Source organism: Pseudomonas glycinae (assembly GCF_001594225.2).
In the GTDB taxonomy this organism is placed as follows: Bacteria; Pseudomonadota; Gammaproteobacteria; order Pseudomonadales; family Pseudomonadaceae; genus Aquipseudomonas; species Aquipseudomonas glycinae.
Window position 1 is genome coordinate 1,203,248 of record NZ_CP014205.2, and the last position, 21,905, is coordinate 1,225,152.

Sequence of the window (21,905 nt, forward strand, 5' to 3'; positions counted from 1 at the left end):
AGGATTCGCCCGATGCACATCATCAACGCCCGACTGCGCAACCAGGAAGGTCTGCACGAATTGCACCTCGAAGACGGCCTGATCCGCAGCATCGCGCGCCAGACCGAAGCGCCGACCCTGGGCCCCGACGACCTCGACGCCGGCGGCAACCTGGTGGTGCCGCCCTTCGTCGAGCCGCACATTCACCTCGACGCCACCCTCACCGCTGGCGAGCCGCGCTGGAACATGAGCGGCACGCTGTTCGAAGGCATCGAGTGCTGGGGCGAGCGCAAGGTCACCATCACCCAGGAAGACACCAAAACCCGGGCGAAGAAAACCATTCAGACCCTCGCCGCCCACGGCATCCAGCATGTGCGCACCCACGTCGACGTCACCGACCCGCAACTCACCGCGCTCAAGGCGATGCTCGAAGTGCGCGAGGAAAGCCGTCACCTGATCGACCTGCAAATCGTCGCGTTCCCTCAGGAAGGCATCGAGTCGTTCCGCAATGGCCGCGAGCTGATGGAAGAAGCGATCCGTATGGGCGCGGATGTGGTCGGCGGGATTCCGCATTTCGAGTACACCCGCGACCAGGGCGTCAGCTCGGTGAAGTTCCTGATGGATCTGGCCGAGCGCACCGGCTGCCTGGTGGACGTGCACTGCGACGAAACCGACGACCCGCATTCGCGCTTCCTCGAAGTGCTGGCCGAAGAGGCCCGCAGCCGCGACATGGGCGCCCTCGTAACCGCCAGCCACACCACTGCGATGGGCTCCTACGACAACGCCTACTGCGCCAAACTGTTCCGCCTGCTCGGCCATTCGGGGATCAGTTTTGTCTCCTGCCCGACCGAAAGCATTCACCTGCAAGGGCGCTTCGACAACTTCCCGAAACGCCGCGGCGTGACCCGCGTCAACGAACTGCTCGAAGCGGGCATGAACGTCTGCTTTGGTCAGGATTCGATCGTCGATCCGTGGTATCCGCTGGGCAACGGCAACATCCTGCGGGTCCTCGAAGCCGGCCTGCACATCTGCCACATGCTCGGTTACCGCAACCTGCAAAGCGCGCTGGATCTGGTCACCGACAACAGCGCCAAGGCCATGCACCTCGGTGAGCGCTACGGTCTGGAACAGGGCCGACCGGCGAACCTGCTGATCCTGTCGGCGGACAGCGATTACGAAGTGATCCGCAGCCAGGGCCTGCCGCTGTATTCGATCCGCAACGGCAATGTGCTGATGAAGCGACAGATGCCGGTGGTGGAATTCGTCTAAGGTGTAGAAGTCGGCGCCGCAACGGCGCCGACTGCTTCCGATGGACGCCTGTCATGCCGTAGTTCGCGCGCTGTTGCCCCGCTGCCATCCTCATTGATCCGTGAGGACGCGACATGAATCAAAAGACCACTTCCGATCCCATGGCCACGCTTTACCAGGAGGGCCGCCATACGTTTGTCGAACTCGTACCCGATGGCGGGGCCAGACTCGACGCCCTGTTCCATACCGTTCCCGCATTGGGCCAACTGGCCGTCGGCGTGGTGTACGGACATTTACACTCGCGGCCTGGTCTTGATCCGCGATTGCGCGAAGCGGTGTCCCTTGCCGCCATTGTCGCCTCGGGCATGTTCGGGCCACCGCTGAGCGTGCACCTCAAAACCGGCCTGGCATCGGGCCTCGCACCGGGTGAATTGACTGAAATACTGCTGCAGGCTTCGGCCTTCGCCGGTTTCCCCCGAGCGGTCAGTGCGGCGGAGCAACTCAATCATCTGTTTGCAGACGCGGGCCTTGAATCACCACCGCCCCCCACCCCGAGAGAAGTCACTTCGAGATTTTGCGCAGACGTTCGCGCGGGCCATCCACCGATTCCGCTGAGTGCCGCAGTGAAACGCCAGTTACGTCAGGCAGACCGTTTGGCGCTGCAAGCCTGCACAGCGCAGGCTGTAATCGTCGAGTGTTTTCAAAGCCCCGAGACGCAACCCAAAGCCCTGCTGTACGTGACGGTGGTCGATAACACTGTTGTCGCCATAAAGCTGTTCAAGGCCCAATGAACGGTTTCATGGTTATGGATCGGGTCGGTTTTATCGCAAAAGGATAGCGTCGACCTGTCAGATCTGACAGGCGACAAGCGCTGCGCGCAGGCCCACAGTAAGTCCCAAGGGATCCATCGTTCCCGGGGGGACGATCATGAAAGGGACTTCACCCATTCGCCTCATTTTCGCTGTCTGTCTGGCCATCGCCACGGCGACAGCGGCGATGGCCGGCGTTCGCAACGGCAGCGGCACAGAGATTCTGCTGCAAGTTTTTCACTGGAATTCCAGCCGCAACCAAACGCCCTGGTATTCAGTGCTGGCGCAACAGGCGCCAACAATTGGCAAAGACGGATTTACCCTTGCCTGGTTACCGCCAGCCTGGACGGACAGCTCAAGCTGGATCGACAGCCAGGCCCAGACCTCAGGTGGTGGCGAAGGCTACTTCTGGAGCAGCTTCGACAAGAACAGTCGTTACGGCAGTGATCAGCAACTCAAACAAGCGGTGCTGGCGCTCAACAACGCGGGGGTGAAAGTCGTCTACGACGTGGTGCCCAATCACATGAACGATAAAGCGGTCTATTCGATGTTCCCGAGAGGGAGCAACGAGTGGCGGCAAGACTGCGCGCAATGTGACGAAGGTGATGCATTCATGGATGGCTCAGCGGATCTGAACACCGCCAGTGCGCGAGTCTTCGACACCTTCAAAAAAGAATTCATCAATCTGCGCGACAACTACGGTGCTCAAGGCCTGCGCTTTGACTTCGTCCGAGGCTACGCACCGGAAACCGTGGATCGCTGGATGAACGCCTTCGGCAACCTGAAATTCTGCGTCGGCGAGAACTGGAAAGGCCCCAACGAATATCCGCCGGGCGACTGGCGACACAATGCGAGCTGGCAGGATGTGCTCAAAGACTGGTCGGATCGCTCGCACTGTACTGTGTTTGATTTTGCCCTCAAGGAGCGTATGCAAAATGGCTCGCTCGCCGAGTGGCGCCACGGCTTGAATGGCAATCCGGATCCTGCCTGGAGAGCAATCGCAGTGACCTTCGTCGACAATCATGACACCGGTTATTCGCCTGGGGCCTATGGTGGCCAACATCACTGGGCGTTGCCCGATCCACTGGTCAATCTGGCTTACGCCTACATCCTCAGCAGTCCCGGCACGCCGACCGTGTACTGGCCGCACATGTATGACTGGCAGCGCGATCAACTGATCCGGCAATTGATCAAACTGCGCAAGGGCGCTGGTATCCGCGCCGATTCGCCGATTCGCTTCAACACCGCCTATTCGGGCTTGGTTGCTACCACCTCGGGGATGAGCGGGACGTTGGTGATTGCGCTGAAATCCGATCTGCAACAGTTGCCGCAGGGCATGGGCACGCCGACCTTGAGCTGGGACAACGGCGATATCCGGATCTGGAGCACAGCGGTCGAACCGGCTGCACTCAACGTCAACGTCCACTGCGACAATGCCAATCCACAATCCGGTGAACGCGTCTATGCCGTCGGATCGTCGCTGGAGTTCGGCGCGTGGGATCCACAACATGCAATTGCGCTGACGCTGAACAATAACCGCTGGAGCGCAACGGTCGAGGTGCCGGGCCAGCAAAGACTGGAGTGGAAATGCATCGTCCGTGGCCAGACTCCGGCAGCGGTGTACTGGCAGGCGGGTGCGAACAACGTATTCACCAGCGGAGCCGTGAGCGACACGGTCGGGCGCTTCTGACCCTCAGCTATGTTTCATTTCGCATTGCAGTGCCGAACAGGCGCACGCCGGCCAACTCGTCATCGCGCTCCTCCAGCAAAATCGGCGCCGTACCGCCCGGCATCACCACTTGCACCTCTCCCGCCGACACCCAACCCACTCGCCATGCAGCGCTCGCCACCGCGCTGGCGCTGGTGCCTGAGGAAGCGGTCGGTCCCTCGCCCCGTTCGAACACCCGCGCCACAATGCGCTGATCCCCGGCGCGCGTCGCCCATTGCAGGTTGACCCCGGCCGGGCACGGCTGGCCGGCGCCGGTGGGCATGGCATAGGCGATAGCGGTCAGACTGTCCGCCAGCGGCGGTTCAAGCATCTGCGCGTTGCTCGGCAGTGCGGCTTCATCCTGCACCAGCGTCACGCAATGTGGATTACCGATCCGCACAAACTGGCTGTGCGCCCAGGCGGGATCGAGTTGCGCCAACGGCCGAACACGGTTGACCTCCACGCCGTTGAACGGCACCGGTTCAACCCCAAGCGCACCGACGGCCACCGGGCCGAAACCGGGCTGGCCGAGGTCCAGCCAAAAGCCGTGCACGCCCGCCACCTGCGCTGGTTTGACCGAGGTCGGCACGGGTGATGGCGCATCCTGTTTGTCGTGATGCACCCGCAGCGTCGCCCCCTCCTCCGGCATCAGCCCTTGTTCAAGCAGCGCCCGGGAGAAAATCGTCAGGCCGTTGCCGCTGCGCTCGGCCAGCGTGCCGTCGGTGTTGACGATCAGCAGGTCGAAGGGGGGCGCGGATTGAAACGGGCCGATCAACAGGCCATCGCTGCGATGGGATTTGCTGCCGACGGGACGTTGACCGTCGGGCCAATCGCAACACTGCGCGATGGCTGCGGTACTCCACGTCTGGCGCGACGACGCGCATTGCGCGGCGCTGGTCGGTAAGTCGATACCGGCATCGCGTAGCGCCCGAGGCGAAACGACCCCGTAGATATTGCCCCGTGCATCGTAGAACTGCGTCATGAACCCGCCCTTGTTTTTCCCGTCGACAGGGACGCCACTGTAAATCGCAACGCCCTGCAGACGCGAGCGGGCTCGCTCCATCGAAAGAGCTGTGCAAGGATGTCCGCTGCTGAAACGTTTTTTGCCAAGGATCGTTATGACCAGCCTCACCCCTCAAGACACGTTCGTTCCCGGACGCCTCGAACAGATGTCCACGCGCATCGCCTTCTTCATCGCCGGGCTCGGCATCGCCGCGTGGGCGCCGCTGGTGCCCTACGCCAAGGCGCGCGCCGGGCTCGATGAAGGGACGCTGGGGTTGCTGTTGCTGTGCCTGGGCGTCGGTTCGATTCTGGCAATGCCGCTGGCGGGGATTCTGGCCACCCGGTTCGGCTGTCGGAAGGTGGCCACCGGCGGCACGCTGCTGATCTGCGCGGCATTGCCGTTGCTGGCGACGGTGTCGTCGATTCCGGCGCTGATCGCCACGTTGTTCATGTTCGGCGCCGGGCTCGGTACGGTGGATTCGACGGTGAACCTGCAAGCGGTGATCGTCGAGCGGGCCAGCGGCAAGAACATGATGTCGGGGTTCCACGGCCTGTTCAGCCTCGGCGGGATCGTCGGTGCAGCGGGCGTGAGCGCCCTGCTCGGTCTCGGGCTGTCGCCATTGGCGGCGATGCTGGTGGTGGTCGTGGTGTTGATCGCCGCGCTGTTCAAGGCGGTGCCGCACATGTTGCCTTACGGCAGTGAAAGCACCGGCCCGGCGTTCGCGGTGCCCCACGGGATTGTGCTGTTCATCGGCGGCATGTGCTTCATCGTGTTCCTCACTGAAGGCGCAGCGCTGGACTGGAGCGCGGTGTTCCTGGCGCAGGAGCGCGGAATCGACACGGCCTATGCGGGATTGGGTTACGCAGCGTTCGCATTGACCATGACGGCCGGTCGTTTGACCGGTGACCGGATTGTCCGGGCATTGGGCGCAACCCGGATCATTCTGTTTGGCGGTCTGCTGGCGGCGGCGGGACTGTTTCTGGCGACCTTCGCCCCGAGCTGGCAAGCCGCGCTGCTCGGTTATGCGCTGGTCGGTGCTGGCTGTTCGAACATCGTGCCAGTGCTGTACACCGCGGTGGGCAAGCAGACGGTGATGCCGGAAAGCATCGCGGTGCCGGCAATCACTACGTTGGGGTATGCGGGGATTCTGGCGGGGCCGGCGGTGATCGGCTTTGTCGCCCACGCCAGCAGCCTGAGTTTTGCCTTCGGGTTGATGGCGACGTTGCTGGTAGCGGTGGCGATTGGCGGGAAAGCTCTGAAGGTCTGAGCCTGATCTGATGTGTTCAGATCGTTCCCACGCTCTGCGTGGGAACGCAGCCAGGGACGCTCCGCGTCCCAAGAAAAGCGGACGCGGAGGTGTTCCCACGCAGACGGTTCGACGGAGGAACCATCAGTGCAGATCAGAAGCCTACGCTGGCCTGCACGAAGAACGTCCGCGGCGTGCCCACGTAGATCCCCGAGTTGTTGTCGCTGGAGCGGGTGAAGTACTGCTTGTCGAAGATGTTCTTCACCCCGGCGCCGAGCTTCAGGTTCGACAGCTGCGGACCGAAGTCATAGCCGCCGCGCACGTTCCAGGTCACGTAGCCCGGAATGTCGCCGTACTGCCCGTCCGCCGTGCCTTCGGTGATGTAATTGCCATTGAAGCTGCCATCAGCATTCACGCCGGTGCCCGGCGAGCGCTGTTTGGACTGGGCGAAGCCGTCGATGTTGTAGGTCCAGCGGTTGATGTCGTAACGCAGGCCGACGGTCGCCACCTGACGCGAGTAGAACGGCAGGTCGCGGCCCTTGAAGCCCGGAATCTCGCCTTCGTAGGTCGCGCGGGTGTAAGTGAAACCGGCGTTGGCGGTCAGGCCATCAAGGCGCGGGTCAAGCGCCGCCATGTCGTAGTGCACCGACGCTTCGATACCCTGGTGCTTGGTCGCGCCGAGGTTGGTCCAGCCCACGTCGTTGCTGATGTATTGCAGTTCGTCATCGAAGTCGATGTAGAACAGCGTCACTTCCCCGCCCCACACGTCATCGCTGTAGCGCGTGCCGATTTCGTAGGTCTTGGCTTTCTCCGGCTCCAGACCATTGGCGGTCTGGTCACCCGAGCCGCCCTGGCCGAGCTGGAAGTACTGCAGGCTGCCGAACGAGGTCTCGTAGTTGGCGAACAGCTTCCACGCATCGGACAGGTGATACATCACGCTCAGGGCCGGCAGCGGCTCGTTGCTTTCGATGCTGCGGTTTTTTTCCGGCACGCGTTTGCCGGCGGTGTCGAGCACGGCGCGATCATGCCAGTCGGTGCTGATGTGTTCGAAGCGAATGCCCGGAGTCACGGTCCAGTTGCCGACGTCGATCTTGTTGTCGATGTACACCGAGTTGGCCTCGGTGCCACCGGTGCGGTCCTGGAACACATGACCGTCGGAGGTCTGGGTGACCACTGGCACATTGTTGACCAGCGCCAGACGGCTCGACTGCTCGTGCATCGCCTCTTTCAAATAACGGTAACCGACGCTGACTTCCTGAGTGGTCGGGCCGACGTCGAACACACGCGAAACGCGCGGCTCGATGCCCAGCGTGTAATAGGAGCGCGGAAACGAGCTGAGGGTTTTCTGATCGCGAGCGGCGATGGTGCTGCCGCGAAAGCTGTCGGAATAGTAGGTCAGCACTTCCGCCTGGGTACGCTCGTCGATCTGCCGGATCCACTTGAACGACACGTCCTTGCGGCGGCCGCTGAAGCCGTCGTAGTCGCGGTCGGACTGGAACGGTTTGTCGTCGTACTGCTTCTGCGTCAGGCCGCCGGGCATGTCCGCGCTGGCGTCGTAGTAGTGAAAGTTGAGGCTGAAATCGTCCTGATCGGTCGGCGCCCAATGGGTCTTGAGGATCACGTCGTCGATGTCGTTGCCGTTGTTGCGCTCGCGGTAACCGTTGCCGTTGACGCCCGAATACAACAGCGCCATGCCGATGCCGTTGTCGGCGGTACCGCCGAGGAACGCGGTGTCGATGTGTTTCCAGCCACCATGCTGCGAGGTTTCCAGGGTGGTGCCGATTTCACCGGTGGTTTTTTCCGGGATCGCGCGGGTCACGAAGTTGATGACACCGCCGACGTTCTGCGGCCCGTAACGCACGGAGCCGGCACCACGGACCACGTCGATGCTGTCGAGGTTGCCGGAAGAAATCGGCGCCATCGACAGTTGTGGCTGGCCGTACGGCGCAAACGCGGCCGGCACGCCGTCGATCAACACCGTGGAGCGTGGCGACAGGCGCGACGTCAAACCCCGCACGCCGACGTTCAGCGATATGTCGCTGCCGCCGGTGCCGTTGGCTTCCTGCACCTGCACACCCGGCACGCGGCGCAGCACGTCGCCGACGTTCATCGCGCCCTGCTCGACCATCGCTTCACGGCGGATCACCGTGCGCGCGCCGGGGTGGTTCTGCACCACGGCGGCGTCGGCGTCGCCGAGCCAGTCGCCGACCACCTTGATGTCGGTCACGCCCAGTTCCAGCGGGCCGCTGGCAGCGGAAGTCGGGGCCGGTGACAAAGTCACCGAGCCTTCATTGATCTGATAATCCAGGCCGCTGCCTTGCAGCAATTGGCGCAGGGCCTGCTCCGGAGAAAGGTTACCGTCCACCGCTGGCGCCTGTTTGCCGGCGACCAGGTCCGGGCTGAAAAACACCTGCAATGACGTTTGCTGACCCAGTTCGCTCAGGGCCTGGCCCAGCGGCTGTGCGCGGATGTGAATGGCTTCGGCGGCAAAAGCCATCGGCACGGCGGCGTTGACCGCCAGCGCAAGCGCCAGCGGTAACCAAGGAGATTTTTTGTTGTTGGCGGTGGAGTTTTTCACGTCGAACGGAGTCCTGTGGATCGCAAGAGTGTGCGGCTGTTAATGCAAACCAGTTGCAGTTGAACAGGAAGACGACGAACTCGAAAAAAACCTGAATTTTATTTTGAAATTATTTCCTGGCTGCCGTCGGCAAGGGTGCGCACGGCCACCGGAAGGATGCTCGGCAAGGCCTTGAGCAAGGCATCGGTGTTGTCGGATTTGAACACGCTGGTCAGGCGCAAATTGGCCACGGCCGGGTTGGCGACTTTCAGCGGCTTGTCGCGATAACGCGACACTTCCTCGGCAACTTCGCTGAGGCTGGCGTTGTTGAACACCAGTTTGCCGCTGCGCCAGGCCGTCAGTTCCACCGGGTTGACCGCGTAGGCTGGCGCCACTTTGCCCTGGGCATCGACCCGCGTGCCAAGGCCGGCAGTGAGACTGATGAAATCGGCATCGGCCGCATCCCGGCCCTGCACCTTGACAGTGCCCTGCTCCACCGCGACCCGAGTCTGGGTCACGTCGCGCCGCACATCGAAACGGGTGCCGGTGACCGTGACCTTGCCGCTGCCGGCCTCGACCACGAACGGGCGGGACGTGTCGTGCTCGACGCTGAACATCGCTTCGCCTTCGGTCAGCTCGATGAGACGCCGATCCTTTTCGAAACGTACCTGCAAACGGCTGCGGCTGTTGAGGTCGATCACCGAACCGTCCGGCAGCGCCACATGCTTGCGCTCGCCCAGCGCGGTGGCGAATTCGGCGCTGTAACCTTGCGGGTGATTCAAACCGCTGAACAGCCCGAGCCCGAGCGCCACCGCGACTACGCTGGCCGCCACGGCATAACGCAACAACGGACGGCGTTCGCGCCGCGTCGGCGGGGTTTCGCACAAAGCTTTAAGCCGTGGCGCCGGCAGCAGATCCGCCGCCGTCCACAAGCCTTGCAGCAACTGGAATTCGTCACGGTGCTGCGGATGTTCGTTCAGCCACGCGTCGAAGCGCTGCTGTTCGTCGACGCTGACGGTCGGCTCCTGCAAACGCACAAACCAGCCTGCCGCGTCATCGCGCACCGTTGTTTGCCCGCACGCGCAATCACGAGTATCCGTCATGGAATGTCCTGTTTGGCTGGGGGTGAAAAGACGCCGCGGCTCATGATTGCGCCCCGTCCAGGCGATCACGCAGATGCCGCAGGGTGCGGATCATATACTTTTCCACCATGTTCCTGGACAGGCCCAGGCGCTCGGCGATTTCCGCCTGGGTCAGGCCTTCGATCTTCTGCCAGACGAAAATCCGTCGGCAGTTGACCGGAAGCTCCGTGAGCGCGCGTTCGATGGAATCGGCCAGCTGGATCGCATGCATGTAATGCTCCGGGTCGCCGGTCGGCGCCTCACTGAGATCGATCGCCTCCGACTCCATGGCGCCCCGCCGGTCCTCACGCCGATAGCCGTCCACCGCGATATTGCGCGCGGTCTGGTGCAAATACGCCCGGGGTTGCTGTACCGCCGACGAATCGGATTCGAGCACCCGCACAAAGGTGTCGTGCGCCAGATCCTCGGCCTGCGAGCGATTGCGCAGGCGACGGGTCCAGGTGCCGATCAACTCTTCGTAATGCTCAAGAAAGCCGGGTCTGCGGGGCAGCATGGGGATCATTGCGGCGTGCTGAAGAAAGGGGCGTGAATAGTAATGCTTCCTATTAAGGCGAAGCAATGGATTCCTCGGGTGTGCCGACGAAGCTGTTTTCCTCTATCCCTTCGGCGCTCTAATTCGCGGCAATCCCTGCCTTGCGTGGGCAGAACCACCCGCGTACCAAGCCCCCTGGTATTCACCGTCCATGGTTCTAATGAAAAGCACCGCGACAGTCGCGGTGCAGTTTCCATCCCGCCAGGCTGCCAAGCCACTCTGGCTGAACAGCCCTTGATGCATGGCGGCTCAGCCTTTTTCGTCAATACCCGCTTGAGTTGCCTGGCTGTCGAAATGACCGCTCAGGGTCACCGGACCAACTTTCAGGTTGCCGTTTTCAAGGGACACCTTCGGTGCGTTTTCTTCGGTTTTGTGCGGCAGATCCAGGCCGGCTTTTACGCCGTAGTCGAGGTTGCTCAGGTCGCTGCTGCTGACTTTCGAGCCGCCCAGATCGACCTTGCCTTCGGTGGCGGAAATCCGCGCGCCGGTCAGCTGGGTAGCGCCGCCGACGGTGAGATTCACACCCTGACCAGCACTGATACCGGACGCCTGTTTCACGCTGTCCTTGTGTGCGTATTCGCCATCGGCTTTCAGCGTTGCCTTGTAGTCGGTGCCAGCCAGTTTGCCCTTGTCGTCGGCCGGGGTCTTCTTGGCGGTCAGGCCCAGATCGACATCGACCTTGGCGTGAGAGCTGGAGTCCTGACGGCTTTCGACCGACAGATCACCCGCCACTTTGCCGCTGACATTGCGCGCATCAATCCGCGCAGCGTTCAGGCTCGCATCACCGCCACTGTTCAACACCACCGTGTCGGCCTTGATCTGGCTGTTCTGCTGGGTAGTGCCTTGCAGGTAGTCCACGCCGACTTTGGCTCCGGCATTGAAACCGTGATCGCTGCTGACTTTTTCATCGGCGGCGGTCGGTGTGCTTTTGCTCAGATTGCCACCGGCATTCAACGCGACGTTCCAGTTGTTGCGGTTGTCGGTGGACTGCGCGGATTCCTGAACGAAACCGCCCTTCTGCGCGTCGATGCTGACGTTTGGCGCGCTGACCTGAGTGCCCTGCAGGCGCACTGAATCGCCGCTCAGGGCGATGCCGTTCTGGCTGTTGAGCTGACCACCGGTGAGGGTCTGGGTGTTCTCGTTGACCCGACCGATGTTGAAGTTGCCGCTGAGGTTGCCGCCCTGATCGCGGCTCTTCTCGCTGCTGGTTTTGCTGCCGCCGGCCTTCAGGCCGCCGCCGAGATTGCTGCCGGTGGCGACGTGCGAATCGGTAGCTGCTTGCAGATCGAGTTTGCCGCCAGCTTTGAGGTCGATAGCACCAGCGCTGTCGATCTTCGTGCCTTGCTGCACCTGATTACCGCCGCTGCTCAGTTGCACCGGGCCGTTGCCGCTGATACTGGCGACATGCGCCTGGCTGTCGGTGTTCTGGTGGCCTTTGTGATCGAGCTGGAACCCGGCGCCGAGATCGATGTTGGTGCCGTCAGTGCCCGGCAAGGTGCCGACGGTCAGCGAGCCGTTGCCACGCAGGCTGGAGCTGTCGCTGCTCTGGCGGTTGTTGGCCTGATTGAGAGCCAGATCGCCGCCGGTCTTGATGCTGACACCGCCCTGCCCGCCGTCGAAACGGCTGCCTTCGAACTGGGCATCGCCGCCGACATGGATGTTCACGCCCTGGTTGCCAGCGTAACCGCCGACCACCGCGGTGGAGCTGTCCTTGCTCGACTGGCTGCTGCCCCCCGCGCCGCTGCCGGCCACGTTCACGTCTTCACCGGTCTTGGTGTAGACGCGCACGTCGACCTTGGCATCCACCGTTTTTTCGGTGCTGCTGCGGGTGTTGCTGGCCGCATCGGCCACCAGTTTGTCGGCGCTGATGTTCACTTTGCCGGCGCTGGCGTTGTACTGAGTGCCCTGGTCGTGCAGCGTGCCGCCGACCTTCACGTCCACGGTCTGGCCGTCGAACCGGCTGACCACGGCATTGCTGCCCTGCTCGGTTTTATCCGCGCTGGCATGACCGATTGCCACGTCGATACCGACGTTCGGCTGGCCGAGATTGGCCAGTGCGTCCTTGTCCGGCACCTTGCCGTCGAGTACTTCTTTCACCGCGCCGGCAATTGGCCGGGCGATGTCTTTGTACTCGACGTTGGCGCCGATGTCGGCCGACCAGTTGCTCTCGCTGTGAGTGCTGCTTTCGGTGTTGCTGGCGGCACGGTTGTCGACTTCGTTGGCGGCGACGTTCAGACCGTTGCCGGCCTTGAGTTGCGCGCCTTCGGTGGCGAGTTTCTCAGCGTTGATGTTCAGGCTGCCGCTGCTCTGCACGCCGGTGGTTTGCGCAGTGGTTGTAGCAGTGGTGTCTTGAGAAGTGCTGTGCGAGAAATCCACGCCGCTGCCGGCGCGGTCGAGCCCGCCGGTGTAGTAGAAACCGCCGCCAGTGCTGCGGGTTTCGGTCGAGGTGCTGTGGCTGTCCTGCTCGGCCAGCAGCGAGACGTTCTTGCCGCTCAGGCTGGTGTCGCCGGCGGTGGATTTCACCTCGGCGCCCTTGAGCGTCACGTCGCCGCCCGCCTTCACTTGCACAGTGCCGCCGCTGAGGCTGGAGCCCTGCTGAGTGACGTCGCTGGCGGTGACGGTTTGCGCCTTGTCTTGGTAATGCACGCCGGCGCGATACTGCTCCGCCGTTTGCTCCTTGGCGTAAGCGTCGAAGCCGCGGGTCTGTGTGCTGTTGTTGCTGCCGTGGGTGTTCTGCGTCGAATGCACATTCACATCACCCGCCGCATCTGCCGTCAGCGAACCGCCGGCCTTGACCGTGGAACCGGCGACTTCGATGTCCTTGGCGCTTTTCAGCTTGAGGTTGCTGTCGGAAGCCAGCTCGCTGCGCACCGTGGTGCTGTCCTTGCTGTTCTGCCGGGACTCGTCCTTGCTGATGCCGAAGAACTTGCTGTCCTTGTCGTGATTGTTGCTGTGCGAGGTGTCCTGCACGCCGTCGATGGTCAGCGAACCGTTGTCGCTGATCACGCTGGCGTCCTTGGCGCCACGCACCTGACTGCCGCTGATGCGCACGTCGTCCGCCTTGACCACCAGTTTGCCGGCCGCGTTGATCTTGCTGCCCTGATGCTGGGTCTGGCCCTTGTCGGCGTCGCCGGTCTTGCCGAAGAAACCGCCGCCGACCAGGTCACCGGAATAGCGGTTGTCGCTGCTGCGATTGGTGCGGGTCGCGGTGGTGATTTCCACTTGTTTGCCGGCCAGTTGCAGATCGCCGGCGCTGTTCAGTTCAGCGCCTTCGGAGCGCAACAGTGCCGCGGTCTGCAGGGCAATGTTGCCGGCCTTTAACTGGCTGGTGACGCTGCGCTGTTCTTCGCTGCTGCTGTCCCAATCGGCTTTCCACAGGTGTTTGCGGTGTTTGCCCTGGTCGGTCTGGGTGTGGCTTTCAGTGGCAGCGGTCAGGCGCAGATCGCCGCCGCTTTGCACGCTGAGGTTGTTCTTCGCTTCGACCTTGGCGGCTTTCAGCTCGGTGTCTTTGCCGGACGACAGTTGCGCGTCGCGGCTGGCGACGATCTGGCTGCCGTGCTGGCGCGAATCGCTGTCGGTCTTGGTCCGCTCGTAGGTTTCCCAGGTGATGCCGATGGTGCTGTTGTTCCAGTTCTCGCGCTGCTCCTGGAGCTTGCGGCTTTCGACGGTGGTCAGGGTCAGGTTGCGTTTGGCCTCGACCTTCACGTCGCGACCGCTGACATCGGTGGCGGCCAGCGTCAGGTCCTTGCCGCTGTGCAGGCCGACGTCGCCCTGGCTGCTGCGAATGCCGGCACGGGTCACGTCGAGGCTGTCCGGGATCGCCTGGCCGCTGACGCTCAAGTCGCCCGCCGAACGAATCTGCACGCCTTCACGTCCGGCGACTTGCACCGCGCCGACCTTCACGCCCGCGCCTTCAGCGGTGCTGACGATGTTGATGCGCCCGGCCTGCATCGCGCCGAACAGGCTGGCGTCGATCCGTTGATCGGTGGTGTTGCCCGCCGGGTCCACGGCTTTCACCTGGCCGCTGGCGTAGTCGATCTGATTGCGTCCGACGGTGAGGTTCAGTTGATCGCGTGCAGTGATCGCGCCCTGGCTGTCGATGCGCGGGGCGATCAGGTTGATCGAACCTTCGCCGTTGCGCAGGCCGCCGCTCTGGATCTGCAACTGACCGGTGGCGTCGCGGGTGCTCAGGGCTTGCAGCTTGCCGTCGTTCAGCTCGGGCCGGCCGACCAGCAGATTGGCGTTCGGCGTGTTGATGAAGCTGCCGCCGTTCACCGAAATGCCGTTCGGGTTGGCGAGCACGTAGTCGGCGGCGCGACCGAAGATTTCCTGGGCGCCGTTGATGGCCGACGGGTTGCGGCTGATCACTTCGTTGAGGATCACGCTCGCGGCCTGGCCCTGCAATTGCGGGTTGGCCGCCAGTTGCCCGGCGAGCTGCGATTGCCCGGCCTGAAGGGCGTTGTTCAGCACCAGACCCTGACGGTCGACGTTGTAGTCGAGGAACTGGTTATGCGACAGGCCTGAGCCGTTGGGCGCGACGATGTTGACGATCGGGACGCCACCCTGGGTTTGCAGTTGCGCGGTGCCGCCGGGGCCGGGCGCGACCACCACACCGCCGGCCATGGCGCCCGGCAGGTGAGCAACCAGGAACAGGCTGGCGATGGCCCAGCGCAGTTTGCCCCGTGGGGAAAGATGAAACGCAAAGGTATTCATTGGCATAAAAAACTCTCCATGTAGTGCGGCATCACGTTGCGCGTTGAGTTAAAGGCCACGGCTGTCGCGCTCAGGTCCGATGGCTGTTGTTCAATGACGTTCATATCTGCAATCCGACCCGCATCAACCAGGTGTCAGGCTCGCGGCGCAGGCCGGTCGGGGTGTTCAGGCTGCGTTGGTAATCGACATCCACCTGCAGGTTTTTCCAGCCCAGGTTGAGGCCGATGCTGGCGCCACTCAGGCGTTGAACTGGGGCGCCGTGATCGGCCTTGATCCAGCCGTGGTCGAGGCCGACGCGCGGAGTGAGCTGCACCGGCAAATCGCTACGCAGCGGCAGGCGCAAGGTGTTGCGCCAGATCGCGCCGCTGGCGCCGGACGCGCTGCTGACCCGGTAACCGCGCACGGCGGAATCATCGGTGCCGAGCAACTGTTCGATCGCCGGCAACGGATCCGGGCTGTACTGCAAATTGAGTTGGCTCTGCCATTGCCAGGCTTGCGCGCCGAGCTGGCCGTTGCGCCACTGGCTGAGGCCGGCGCGGTACTTGCGAAACTGTGCCTTGGGCAGGTTCTTGACCTGGCGATCGGCATCGTCGTCGGCGCCGAACCAACGCATACCCTGGGCGTAATTGACGTCGAGGTTCCACACCGCGCGGTCGAGCCAGAACAGATTGAGCCCGGCTTCGGCCACGGTCAGGGTCGGGCTCTGAATGCCGAGGCGGACGTTTTCCAGATAGCTGTCGACGTCCTTGTGCGCCAGTTGCAGATTGGCGCTGAGCTGATGACTCTGATCGCGCCAAAGCACGCGGTCGGCGCGCATGCTGAGCTGATCGGTGATGCCGGTGCTGTACAGGGTCGCCGTGCTGAGCTTGAACGGCGCGCGGTATTCGGCGTGGCTGGCGAAGGTGCTGAACGTCCAGTACCCGTAGGGGATCGCGTAGTAGAGGCTGACGTTGCGGCTGTAGCGGTCGCCCTGATTGAGGGTGTCGCTGGCGCTGAGGCTCAACAGGTCGTTGAGTTCCAGCGGGCTGTCGAGGGTCAGGCTCAGCGTGTCGCGATCACGACCGGTGCTGGCGCTGCCGAGGTTGTCGAAACCGGCACCGAGGGCCCAGCGTGACTGCCCGGAAGTACGTGAGCGCAAGATGATTTTTGACGCACCGGGCTGGCTGCCGGGAGCGATGTCGGCGGTCAGATCAAGCGAGCGCAGGCGGTTCAACTGATCCAGTCCCTGCTCCAGATCCCGCAGGTTCAGCGGTTTGCCGAGCATTCCGGGGAACGCCCCGCCGAGCGACACTGGCAGGCTTTGGTCGGCCAGCTCGATGGACTCGATGTAGCCTTCGTCGATCAGGATATCCAGCGATTGCCCCGCCGCTGGAGCGCTGCTCAGGTATGGCCGGCTGGCGATATAACCCTTCTCCACGTACAGCGCGGTGATGGTCGCCAGCAAATGGTTGATCTGGCCGACGCCCATGCACGGTGCCAGCAGCGGTTTGATCCGGGCGTTGAGTTTGTCTTTATCGATCAGCGTCACACCGCCGATGCGCGTACCACTCAAGGGCCAGCAGCGCTCATCAGGTTTGATCGACTCAGGAATGGCCGGATTGACCGGCGTCGGGCCAAACGCGCCGCGCTCCAGCTGGCGTTTGCGCTGTTCGAGTTGCAGTTGTTGCAGGTCACGCTGTTGCAGTTGCTGCTGGCGCAGCACTTCCTGGCCAGGGGCTGGAGTTTCGGCGGCGAGAACGCTGGGCGCACACACACTCAACAACAAGGCCGACAACAGCGGGCGCGGCAGGGAACGACTTCGAGAAACAGCGCAAAGCGAATACGGCACTCAACATCCTTGCAATCAACTGGCGTAATGCCACCCCATCAATTGCGGTGATAGTCAGAGCCTTCCTACACAAATGCAAGACGCTTCCTACAGTGCTTACATTTCTTAAACAAATGATCAACTTTTGCTTTCAACAAGATTCATCTGACGACCGGCGATAAAAATCAATTGCCACAAAATATTACTCACGTCATATTACGACCGTAATAGCCACTTCGCTTTCCCAGGTATTACGCCATGACCAGCATGCCCACCGTAGAACCCGATCTCGCCGCTCCGGTCAGCGCCCCCAAACCTCCCCTGCTCAAACGCCTGCTGTTGCCGACTGCGGGACTGGCTGCGCTGGTATTCGCCGGGTTGTATGCCGTGCATTGGTGGGGCACGGGGCGATTTCTCGAGGAAACCGACGATGCCTACATCGGCGGCGACGTCACGGTGATCGGGCCGAAAGTCGCCGGTTACATCGAGGAAGTACTGGTCAGCGACAACCAGAAGGTGAAGGCCGGCGACGTGCTGATCCGCCTCGACGCCCGCGACTACCGCGCCAATCTGGCCAAGGCCGAAGGCGCGGTCGCCGCCGAGGAAGCGCTACTGGCCAACCTCGACGCCACCGAACAACTGCAGCAAGCGGTGATCGGTCAGGCCCGCGCTGGCATCGATGCCGCCAGCGCCGAAACCGCCCGTTCGCGGGATGACAACGCACGATACAAACGTCTGGTGACCACCAACGCGGTCTCGGTGGAAAGCGCGCAACGGGCCGACGCCACCTTCAAGACCGCGCAAGCCTTGAGCGCCAAAGCCCAGGCCGAATTGCTGGCCGCGCAACGCCAGCTCACCGTGATCGAAACCCAGAAACAACAGGCCCGCGCCGCCCTCCAGCAAGCACGGGCCGAGCGTGATCTGGCACAACTCAACCTCGGCTACACCGAACTGCGCGCCCCGGTCGACGGCGTGATCGGCAACCGCCGCGCGCGGGTCGGCGCTTATGCCCAGGCCGGTTCGCAGCAACTGTCGGTGGTGCCAGCCAGCGGCCTGTGGGTCGATGCCAACTTCAAGGAAGACCAACTGGCGCGGATGAAACCCGGCCAGCGCGTGAGCATCCGCGCCGACGTGTTGTCCGGCCAGGAATTCCACGGTCGCCTCGACAGCCTCGCCCCGGCCACCGGTTCGCAATTCAGCGTGCTACCGCCGGAAAACGCCACCGGCAACTTCACCAAAATCGTTCAGCGCGTGCCGGTGCGGATCCTGCTCGACCCGGCCGACGGCGTGCTCGGCCACCTGCGTCCGGGACTGTCGGTGACGGCTGAAGTCGACACCCGCGCCCAACCTGAAACCACGGCTGTGGCCAGCGCGCCATGAGCACCGCCCTCACCGCCTCCGCGCAGCCATTCAATGCCGCCAACATGGCGACAGCGACCAAAGTGTTCGCCTTCGCCACGATGTGCATCGGCATGTTCATCGCGTTGCTGGATATCCAGATCGTCTCGGCCTCGCTGCGCGATATCGGCGGCGGGTTGTCCGCCGGCACCGATGAAACGGCGTGGGTGCAGACCAGTTACCTGATTGCCGAAATCATCGTGATCCCATTGTCGGGTTGGCTGTCGCGGGTGTTTTCGACGCGCTGGCTGTTCTGCGCCTCGGCGGTCGGCTTCACCCTCGCCAGCCTGCTCTGCGGCATCGCCTGGAACATCCAGAGCATGATCGCTTTCCGCGCACTGCAAGGGTTTCTCGGCGGCTCGATGATTCCGCTGGTGTTCACCACGGCGTTCTTTTTCTTCACCGGCAAGCAGCGAGTGATTGCTGCCGCGACCATCGGCGCCGTGGCGTCGCTGGCACCGACGTTGGGCCCGGTGATCGGCGGCTGGATCACCGACATTTCGTCCTGGCACTGGCTGTTCTACATCAATCTGGTACCGGGGATTTTCGTCGCCGTGGCGGTGCCGATGCTGGTGAAGATCGACCAGCCGGAACTGTCGCTGCTCAAGGGCGCGGACTATTTGAGCATGGTGTTTCTGGCGCTGTTTCTCGGCTGCCTGGAATACACCCTCGAAGAAGGCCCGCGCTGGAACTGGTTCAGCGACCAGACGATCCTGACCACCGCATGGATCAGTGGCCTCGCTGGCCTGGCCTTCATCGGCCGCACGCTGCACGTGGCCAATCCGATCGTCGACCTGCGCGCGCTCAAGGATCGCAATTTCGCCCTCGGCTGCTTCTTTTCCTTCGTCACCGGGATCGGCCTGTTCGCGACGATTTACCTGACGCCGCTGTTTCTCGGCCGGGTGCGCGGCTACGGCGCGCTGGACATTGGTCTGGCAGTTTTCTCCACCGGGGTGTTCCAGATCATGGCGATTCCGCTGTACGCCTTTCTCGCCAACCGCATCGATCTGCGCTGGATCATGATGGCGGGCCTGGCGTTGTTCGCCTTGTCGATGTGGGAATTCAGTCCGATCACCCACGACTGGGGCGCCGGAGAATTGCTGCTGCCACAAGCCCTGCGCGGGATTGCCCAGCAACTGGCGGTGCCGCCGGCGGTGACATTGACTTTAGGGGGCTTGGCACCCGCGCGGCTGAAACATGCGTCGGGCCTGTTCAACCTGATGCGCAATCTGGGCGGTGCAATCGGGATTGCCGCGTGCGCGACCATTCTCAACGACCGCACCAACCTACATTTCACCCGGTTGGCGGAGCATCTGAACAGCAGCAACGAAGCGGTGCATCAGTGGCTGGCCCAGGTCGGCGGCAACTTTGCCGCACTGGGTCAGAGCGGCGATGTTGGCCTCACTGCCAGCCTGCGTCAGCTGTGGCTGCTGACCTACCGTGAAGCGCAGACGCAAACCTACGGCGACACGTTCCTGATGATCATGGTGTGCTTCGGCATCGCCACGGCGATGGTGCCCTTGATGCGCAAGGTGCAACCACCGGCCGCGCCGAGTGCCGATGCACATTGATCGGTCAGGCTTGCGGAGTTTTACGGAAGCCCACGGCCAGGCGGTTCCAGCTGTTGATGGTGCTGATCGCCACGCTCAGGTCGACCATTTCCTGGGGCGAGAACTGCGCAGCGACCACTTCGTAGTCTTCGTCCGGGGCGTGGGTCAGGCTCAGTTGGGTCAGGGATTCGGTCCACAGCAGCGCGGCGCGTTCACGTTCAGTGAAAAACGGCGCTTCACGCCACGCGGTCACGGCGAACAACCGGCGTGGGGTTTCGCCGCCCTTGATCGCGTCGGCGGTGTGCATGTCGATGCAGAACGCGCAGCCGTTGATCTGCGAAGCGCGCAGCTTGACCAGTTCGATCAGGGTCTTTTCCAGCGGCAGTTTCGAGACGGCGGTTTCCAGGGCGATCATCGCTTTCAGGGCATCTGGGGACGCGGTGTAGAAATCGATACGAGGTTTCATCGGGGATCTCCGGGGCAAGTGAATGTGGGGCTACGTTAGTCCCGGCGTCCGGACCGGCAAATAGCCAATCTCCCGGAAGATGGGTAGGCCACTGCGTCGGTGTCAGAAAAGAAAGTGTGAATAGGCAATTGCCAGCACTCGTTGCACGCCACTAGAATGCGATCAATTCTTAATTGCACCCTAATCGCACTCTCGATTGCATCTCTGGCAACGGACGCCCGAAACGAGTACCTGCCCTCCATGTCGTCCCTCGATCAGCCGTTGAATCAGCAAGTCCAGACGCTCTACAGCGAACACCACGGGTGGCTGCAGGGCTGGCTGCAGCGCAAGTTGGGCAGTCGCTGCGATGCGGCCGATCTGGCGCACGACACGTTTTTGCGCCTGCTCACCCGTCAGGTGATCAAGCCGTTGGGCAGCGAGCCCCGGGCGCTGCTGACGCACATCGCCAAAGGCCTGATGATCGACCGTTGGCGGCGGCATGATCTGGAGCGCGCGTATCTCGAAACCATTGCGCACCTGCCCGCCGCCGAAGTGCCGTCGCCGGAAACCCGCTACCTGATTCTGGAAACCCTGTGGCGCATCGAAGCGCTGCTGCGCGAACTGCCCGAGCAGACCCGCGACACCTTCCTGCTGTCGCAGATCGAAGGCCTGACCTACGCGCAGATCGCCACGCGCCTGAATGTTTCGCTGATCACCGTCAAACGGCACATGCGTGCCGCGTTCATTGCCTGCCTGAGTGTCGCCTGATGCCTTCGTCGATGATCAACCCGCAGATTCTCGGCGAAGCCGCCGACTGGCTGGTGCAACTGCATTCCGGCACCGCCACCCCGTCCGACCATCAGGCCATCGCCCAATGGCGCAGCCGCAGCACCGAGCACGCCATGGCCTGGCAACGGGCCGAAGCGCTGCTGGGGGATTTGCGCAGCGTGCCGGCCAACGTCGCGATCCAGACCTTGAAACGCGCCTCGCGCAAAGAAGGCCTCAGCCGTCGCCAGACACTCACCCGCCTCGGCTTGCTGTTGATGGCCGGGCCGCTGGGCATCGCTTCGCAGCATGTGCCGTGGCAGCAATGGGCAGCCGAACAGCGCACCGCCGTCGGCGAACAAAAGAACCTGCAATTGCCGGACGGCACCCAACTGGTGCTCAACACCGACAGCGCCGTGAACATCGCTTACAGCCCGGCCGAGCGCCGGGTGCTGCTGCTCAATGGCGAACTGCTGATCAACACCGCCAGCGATGCTGCCGCCCGCCCGTTCATCGTCGAAACCCCACAAGGCATCGCTCGTGCGCTCGGCACGCGATTCTGCGTGCGCACCGAGGGTTCGCGCAGCCAGGTGTCGGTGCTCGAAGGCCAGGTCCAGATCACCCCGCAACTGCTCACGCACAGCGCGATTCTCAAGGCCGGCGAACGGCAGCGCTTCAAGCTCAACAGCTTCGACAGCAGCGAAACCTTCGACACCGCGTCCCTGGCCTGGGACAAAGGCATGCTGCTGGCCAGCAACATGCGTCTGGACGAATTGCTCGGCGAATTGAGCCGCTACCGTCACGGCGTCCTGCGTTGCCATCCGGACGTGGCAGCGATGCGCGTATCCGGAGCGTTTTCCCTGCGCGACACCGACGCCAGCCTGCGTTTGCTCAGCGATACCCTGCCGCTGAACATCAACAGCCTGACCCGCTATTGGCTGTCGGTGGAGCCCCGCGTCTGAGCCCTCGGAAAATATTTTCAATATTCGCTGATACCTTTTCG

General features: G+C 62.9%; 15 protein-coding genes. 8 read left to right on the forward strand and 7 right to left on the reverse strand.

The genetic code is table 11. From position 1 onward, the window contains the following. The first annotated feature begins 12 nt into the window (after positions 1-12). The 3 genes from AWU82_RS05505 (at position 13) to AWU82_RS05515 (ending at position 3,726) form a co-directional block, all read left to right on the forward strand. On the forward strand, positions 13-1,248 hold the full coding sequence (locus AWU82_RS05505) for a cytosine deaminase (protein WP_064380913.1): 1,236 nt from the start codon (positions 13-15) through the stop codon (positions 1,246-1,248). A gap of 113 nt (positions 1,249-1,361) precedes the next feature. Continuing rightward, entirely contained in the window at positions 1,362-2,018 is a 657-nt protein-coding gene (locus AWU82_RS05510; RefSeq protein ID WP_064380914.1) for a carboxymuconolactone decarboxylase family protein, read from the forward strand. A gap of 136 nt (positions 2,019-2,154) precedes the next feature. Next, complete coding sequence (locus tag AWU82_RS05515; protein WP_064380916.1) at positions 2,155-3,726, forward strand: glucan 1,4-alpha-maltotetraohydrolase domain-containing protein; 1,572 nt, start codon at positions 2,155-2,157, stop codon at positions 3,724-3,726. 7 nt (positions 3,727-3,733) lie between these two features. On the opposite strand, the gene AWU82_RS05520 is transcribed toward AWU82_RS05515, so the two are convergent. Further along, on the reverse strand, positions 3,734-4,726 hold the full coding sequence (locus AWU82_RS05520) for a diaminopimelate epimerase (RefSeq protein ID WP_064384080.1): 993 nt from the start codon (positions 4,724-4,726) through the stop codon (positions 3,734-3,736). A 136-nt stretch (positions 4,727-4,862) separates the two neighbouring features. On the opposite strand from AWU82_RS05520, the gene AWU82_RS05525 reads away from it, so the two are divergent. Next, on the forward strand, positions 4,863-6,014 hold the full coding sequence (locus AWU82_RS05525; RefSeq protein ID WP_064380919.1) for an MFS transporter: 1,152 nt from the start codon (positions 4,863-4,865) through the stop codon (positions 6,012-6,014). 133 nt (positions 6,015-6,147) lie between these two features. On the opposite strand, the gene AWU82_RS05530 is transcribed toward AWU82_RS05525, so the two are convergent. The 5 genes from AWU82_RS05530 to AWU82_RS05550 all read right to left on the reverse strand — a co-directional run bounded on the left by AWU82_RS05530 (position 6,148) and on the right by AWU82_RS05550 (position 16,765). Then, a complete protein-coding gene (locus AWU82_RS05530) occupies positions 6,148-8,571 on the reverse strand; it encodes a TonB-dependent siderophore receptor (protein WP_064380921.1) in 2,424 nt (807 codons plus the stop codon). Between the two features lie 98 nt (positions 8,572-8,669). Continuing rightward, positions 8,670-9,653: a FecR family protein gene (locus AWU82_RS05535; RefSeq protein ID WP_064380923.1), complete on the reverse strand. Its 984-nt coding sequence runs from the start codon at positions 9,651-9,653 to the stop codon at positions 8,670-8,672. A gap of 40 nt (positions 9,654-9,693) precedes the next feature. Beyond that, on the reverse strand, positions 9,694-10,194 hold the full coding sequence (locus AWU82_RS05540) for a sigma-70 family RNA polymerase sigma factor (RefSeq protein ID WP_039770278.1): 501 nt from the start codon (positions 10,192-10,194) through the stop codon (positions 9,694-9,696). A gap of 279 nt (positions 10,195-10,473) precedes the next feature. Beyond that, complete coding sequence (locus AWU82_RS05545; protein WP_064380925.1) at positions 10,474-14,943, reverse strand: hemagglutinin repeat-containing protein; 4,470 nt, start codon at positions 14,941-14,943, stop codon at positions 10,474-10,476. A gap of 94 nt (positions 14,944-15,037) precedes the next feature. After that, complete coding sequence (locus AWU82_RS05550; protein ID WP_064380927.1) at positions 15,038-16,765, reverse strand: ShlB/FhaC/HecB family hemolysin secretion/activation protein; 1,728 nt, start codon at positions 16,763-16,765, stop codon at positions 15,038-15,040. Positions 16,766-17,002: 237 nt separating this feature from the next. Here AWU82_RS05550 and AWU82_RS05555 point away from each other — a divergent pair, with 237 nt between their 5' ends. Next, complete coding sequence (locus AWU82_RS05555) at positions 17,003-18,124, forward strand: HlyD family secretion protein (protein ID WP_064380928.1); 1,122 nt, start codon at positions 17,003-17,005, stop codon at positions 18,122-18,124. Further along, positions 18,121-19,713 carry a DHA2 family efflux MFS transporter permease subunit gene (locus tag AWU82_RS05560; protein WP_064380930.1) on the forward strand — a complete coding sequence of 531 codons (1,593 nt, stop codon included), beginning with the start codon at positions 18,121-18,123 and terminating at the stop codon, positions 19,711-19,713. The genes AWU82_RS05555 and AWU82_RS05560 overlap by 4 nt, the downstream gene beginning before the upstream one ends. A gap of 4 nt (positions 19,714-19,717) precedes the next feature. On the opposite strand, the gene AWU82_RS05565 is transcribed toward AWU82_RS05560, so the two are convergent. Further along, positions 19,718-20,158, reverse strand: a complete 441-nt coding sequence (locus tag AWU82_RS05565) for a carboxymuconolactone decarboxylase family protein (protein ID WP_064380932.1) — start codon at positions 20,156-20,158, stop codon at positions 19,718-19,720. Between the two features lie 240 nt (positions 20,159-20,398). On the opposite strand from AWU82_RS05565, the gene AWU82_RS05570 reads away from it, so the two are divergent. Together AWU82_RS05570 and AWU82_RS05575 are read left to right on the forward strand one after the other, a co-directional pair. After that, the gene (locus AWU82_RS05570; protein ID WP_064380935.1) at positions 20,399-20,905 is read left to right on the forward strand and encodes a sigma-70 family RNA polymerase sigma factor; all 507 of its coding nucleotides are present in this window, start codon (positions 20,399-20,401) and stop codon (positions 20,903-20,905) included. Next, a complete protein-coding gene (locus AWU82_RS05575) occupies positions 20,905-21,864 on the forward strand; it encodes a FecR domain-containing protein (protein WP_064380936.1) in 960 nt (319 codons plus the stop codon). The genes AWU82_RS05570 and AWU82_RS05575 overlap by 1 nt, the downstream gene beginning before the upstream one ends. Positions 21,865-21,905: the final 41 nt, after the last annotated feature.

What these genes read in the sequence shown, in the direction of transcription:
- AWU82_RS05545 (WP_064380925.1), bottom strand. Translation starts at nt 14,943, where the DNA reads ATGCCAATGAATACCTTTGCGTTTCATCTTTCCCCACGGGGCAAACTG.
- AWU82_RS05515 (WP_064380916.1), top strand. Translation starts at nt 2,155, where the DNA reads ATGAAAGGGACTTCACCCATTCGCCTCATTTTCGCTGTCTGTCTGGCC.
- AWU82_RS05505 (WP_064380913.1), top strand. Translation starts at nt 13, where the DNA reads ATGCACATCATCAACGCCCGACTGCGCAACCAGGAAGGTCTGCACGAA.
- AWU82_RS05575 (WP_064380936.1), top strand. Translation starts at nt 20,905, where the DNA reads ATGCCTTCGTCGATGATCAACCCGCAGATTCTCGGCGAAGCCGCCGAC.
- AWU82_RS05510 (WP_064380914.1), top strand. Translation starts at nt 1,362, where the DNA reads ATGAATCAAAAGACCACTTCCGATCCCATGGCCACGCTTTACCAGGAG.
- AWU82_RS05525 (WP_064380919.1), top strand. Translation starts at nt 4,863, where the DNA reads ATGACCAGCCTCACCCCTCAAGACACGTTCGTTCCCGGACGCCTCGAA.
- AWU82_RS05540 (WP_039770278.1), bottom strand. Translation starts at nt 10,194, where the DNA reads ATGATCCCCATGCTGCCCCGCAGACCCGGCTTTCTTGAGCATTACGAA.
- AWU82_RS05555 (WP_064380928.1), top strand. Translation starts at nt 17,003, where the DNA reads ATGACCAGCATGCCCACCGTAGAACCCGATCTCGCCGCTCCGGTCAGC.
- AWU82_RS05560 (WP_064380930.1), top strand. Translation starts at nt 18,121, where the DNA reads ATGAGCACCGCCCTCACCGCCTCCGCGCAGCCATTCAATGCCGCCAAC.
- AWU82_RS05520 (WP_064384080.1), bottom strand. Translation starts at nt 4,726, where the DNA reads ATGACGCAGTTCTACGATGCACGGGGCAATATCTACGGGGTCGTTTCG.
- AWU82_RS05565 (WP_064380932.1), bottom strand. Translation starts at nt 20,158, where the DNA reads ATGAAACCTCGTATCGATTTCTACACCGCGTCCCCAGATGCCCTGAAA.
- AWU82_RS05535 (WP_064380923.1), bottom strand. Translation starts at nt 9,653, where the DNA reads ATGACGGATACTCGTGATTGCGCGTGCGGGCAAACAACGGTGCGCGAT.
- AWU82_RS05570 (WP_064380935.1), top strand. Translation starts at nt 20,399, where the DNA reads ATGTCGTCCCTCGATCAGCCGTTGAATCAGCAAGTCCAGACGCTCTAC.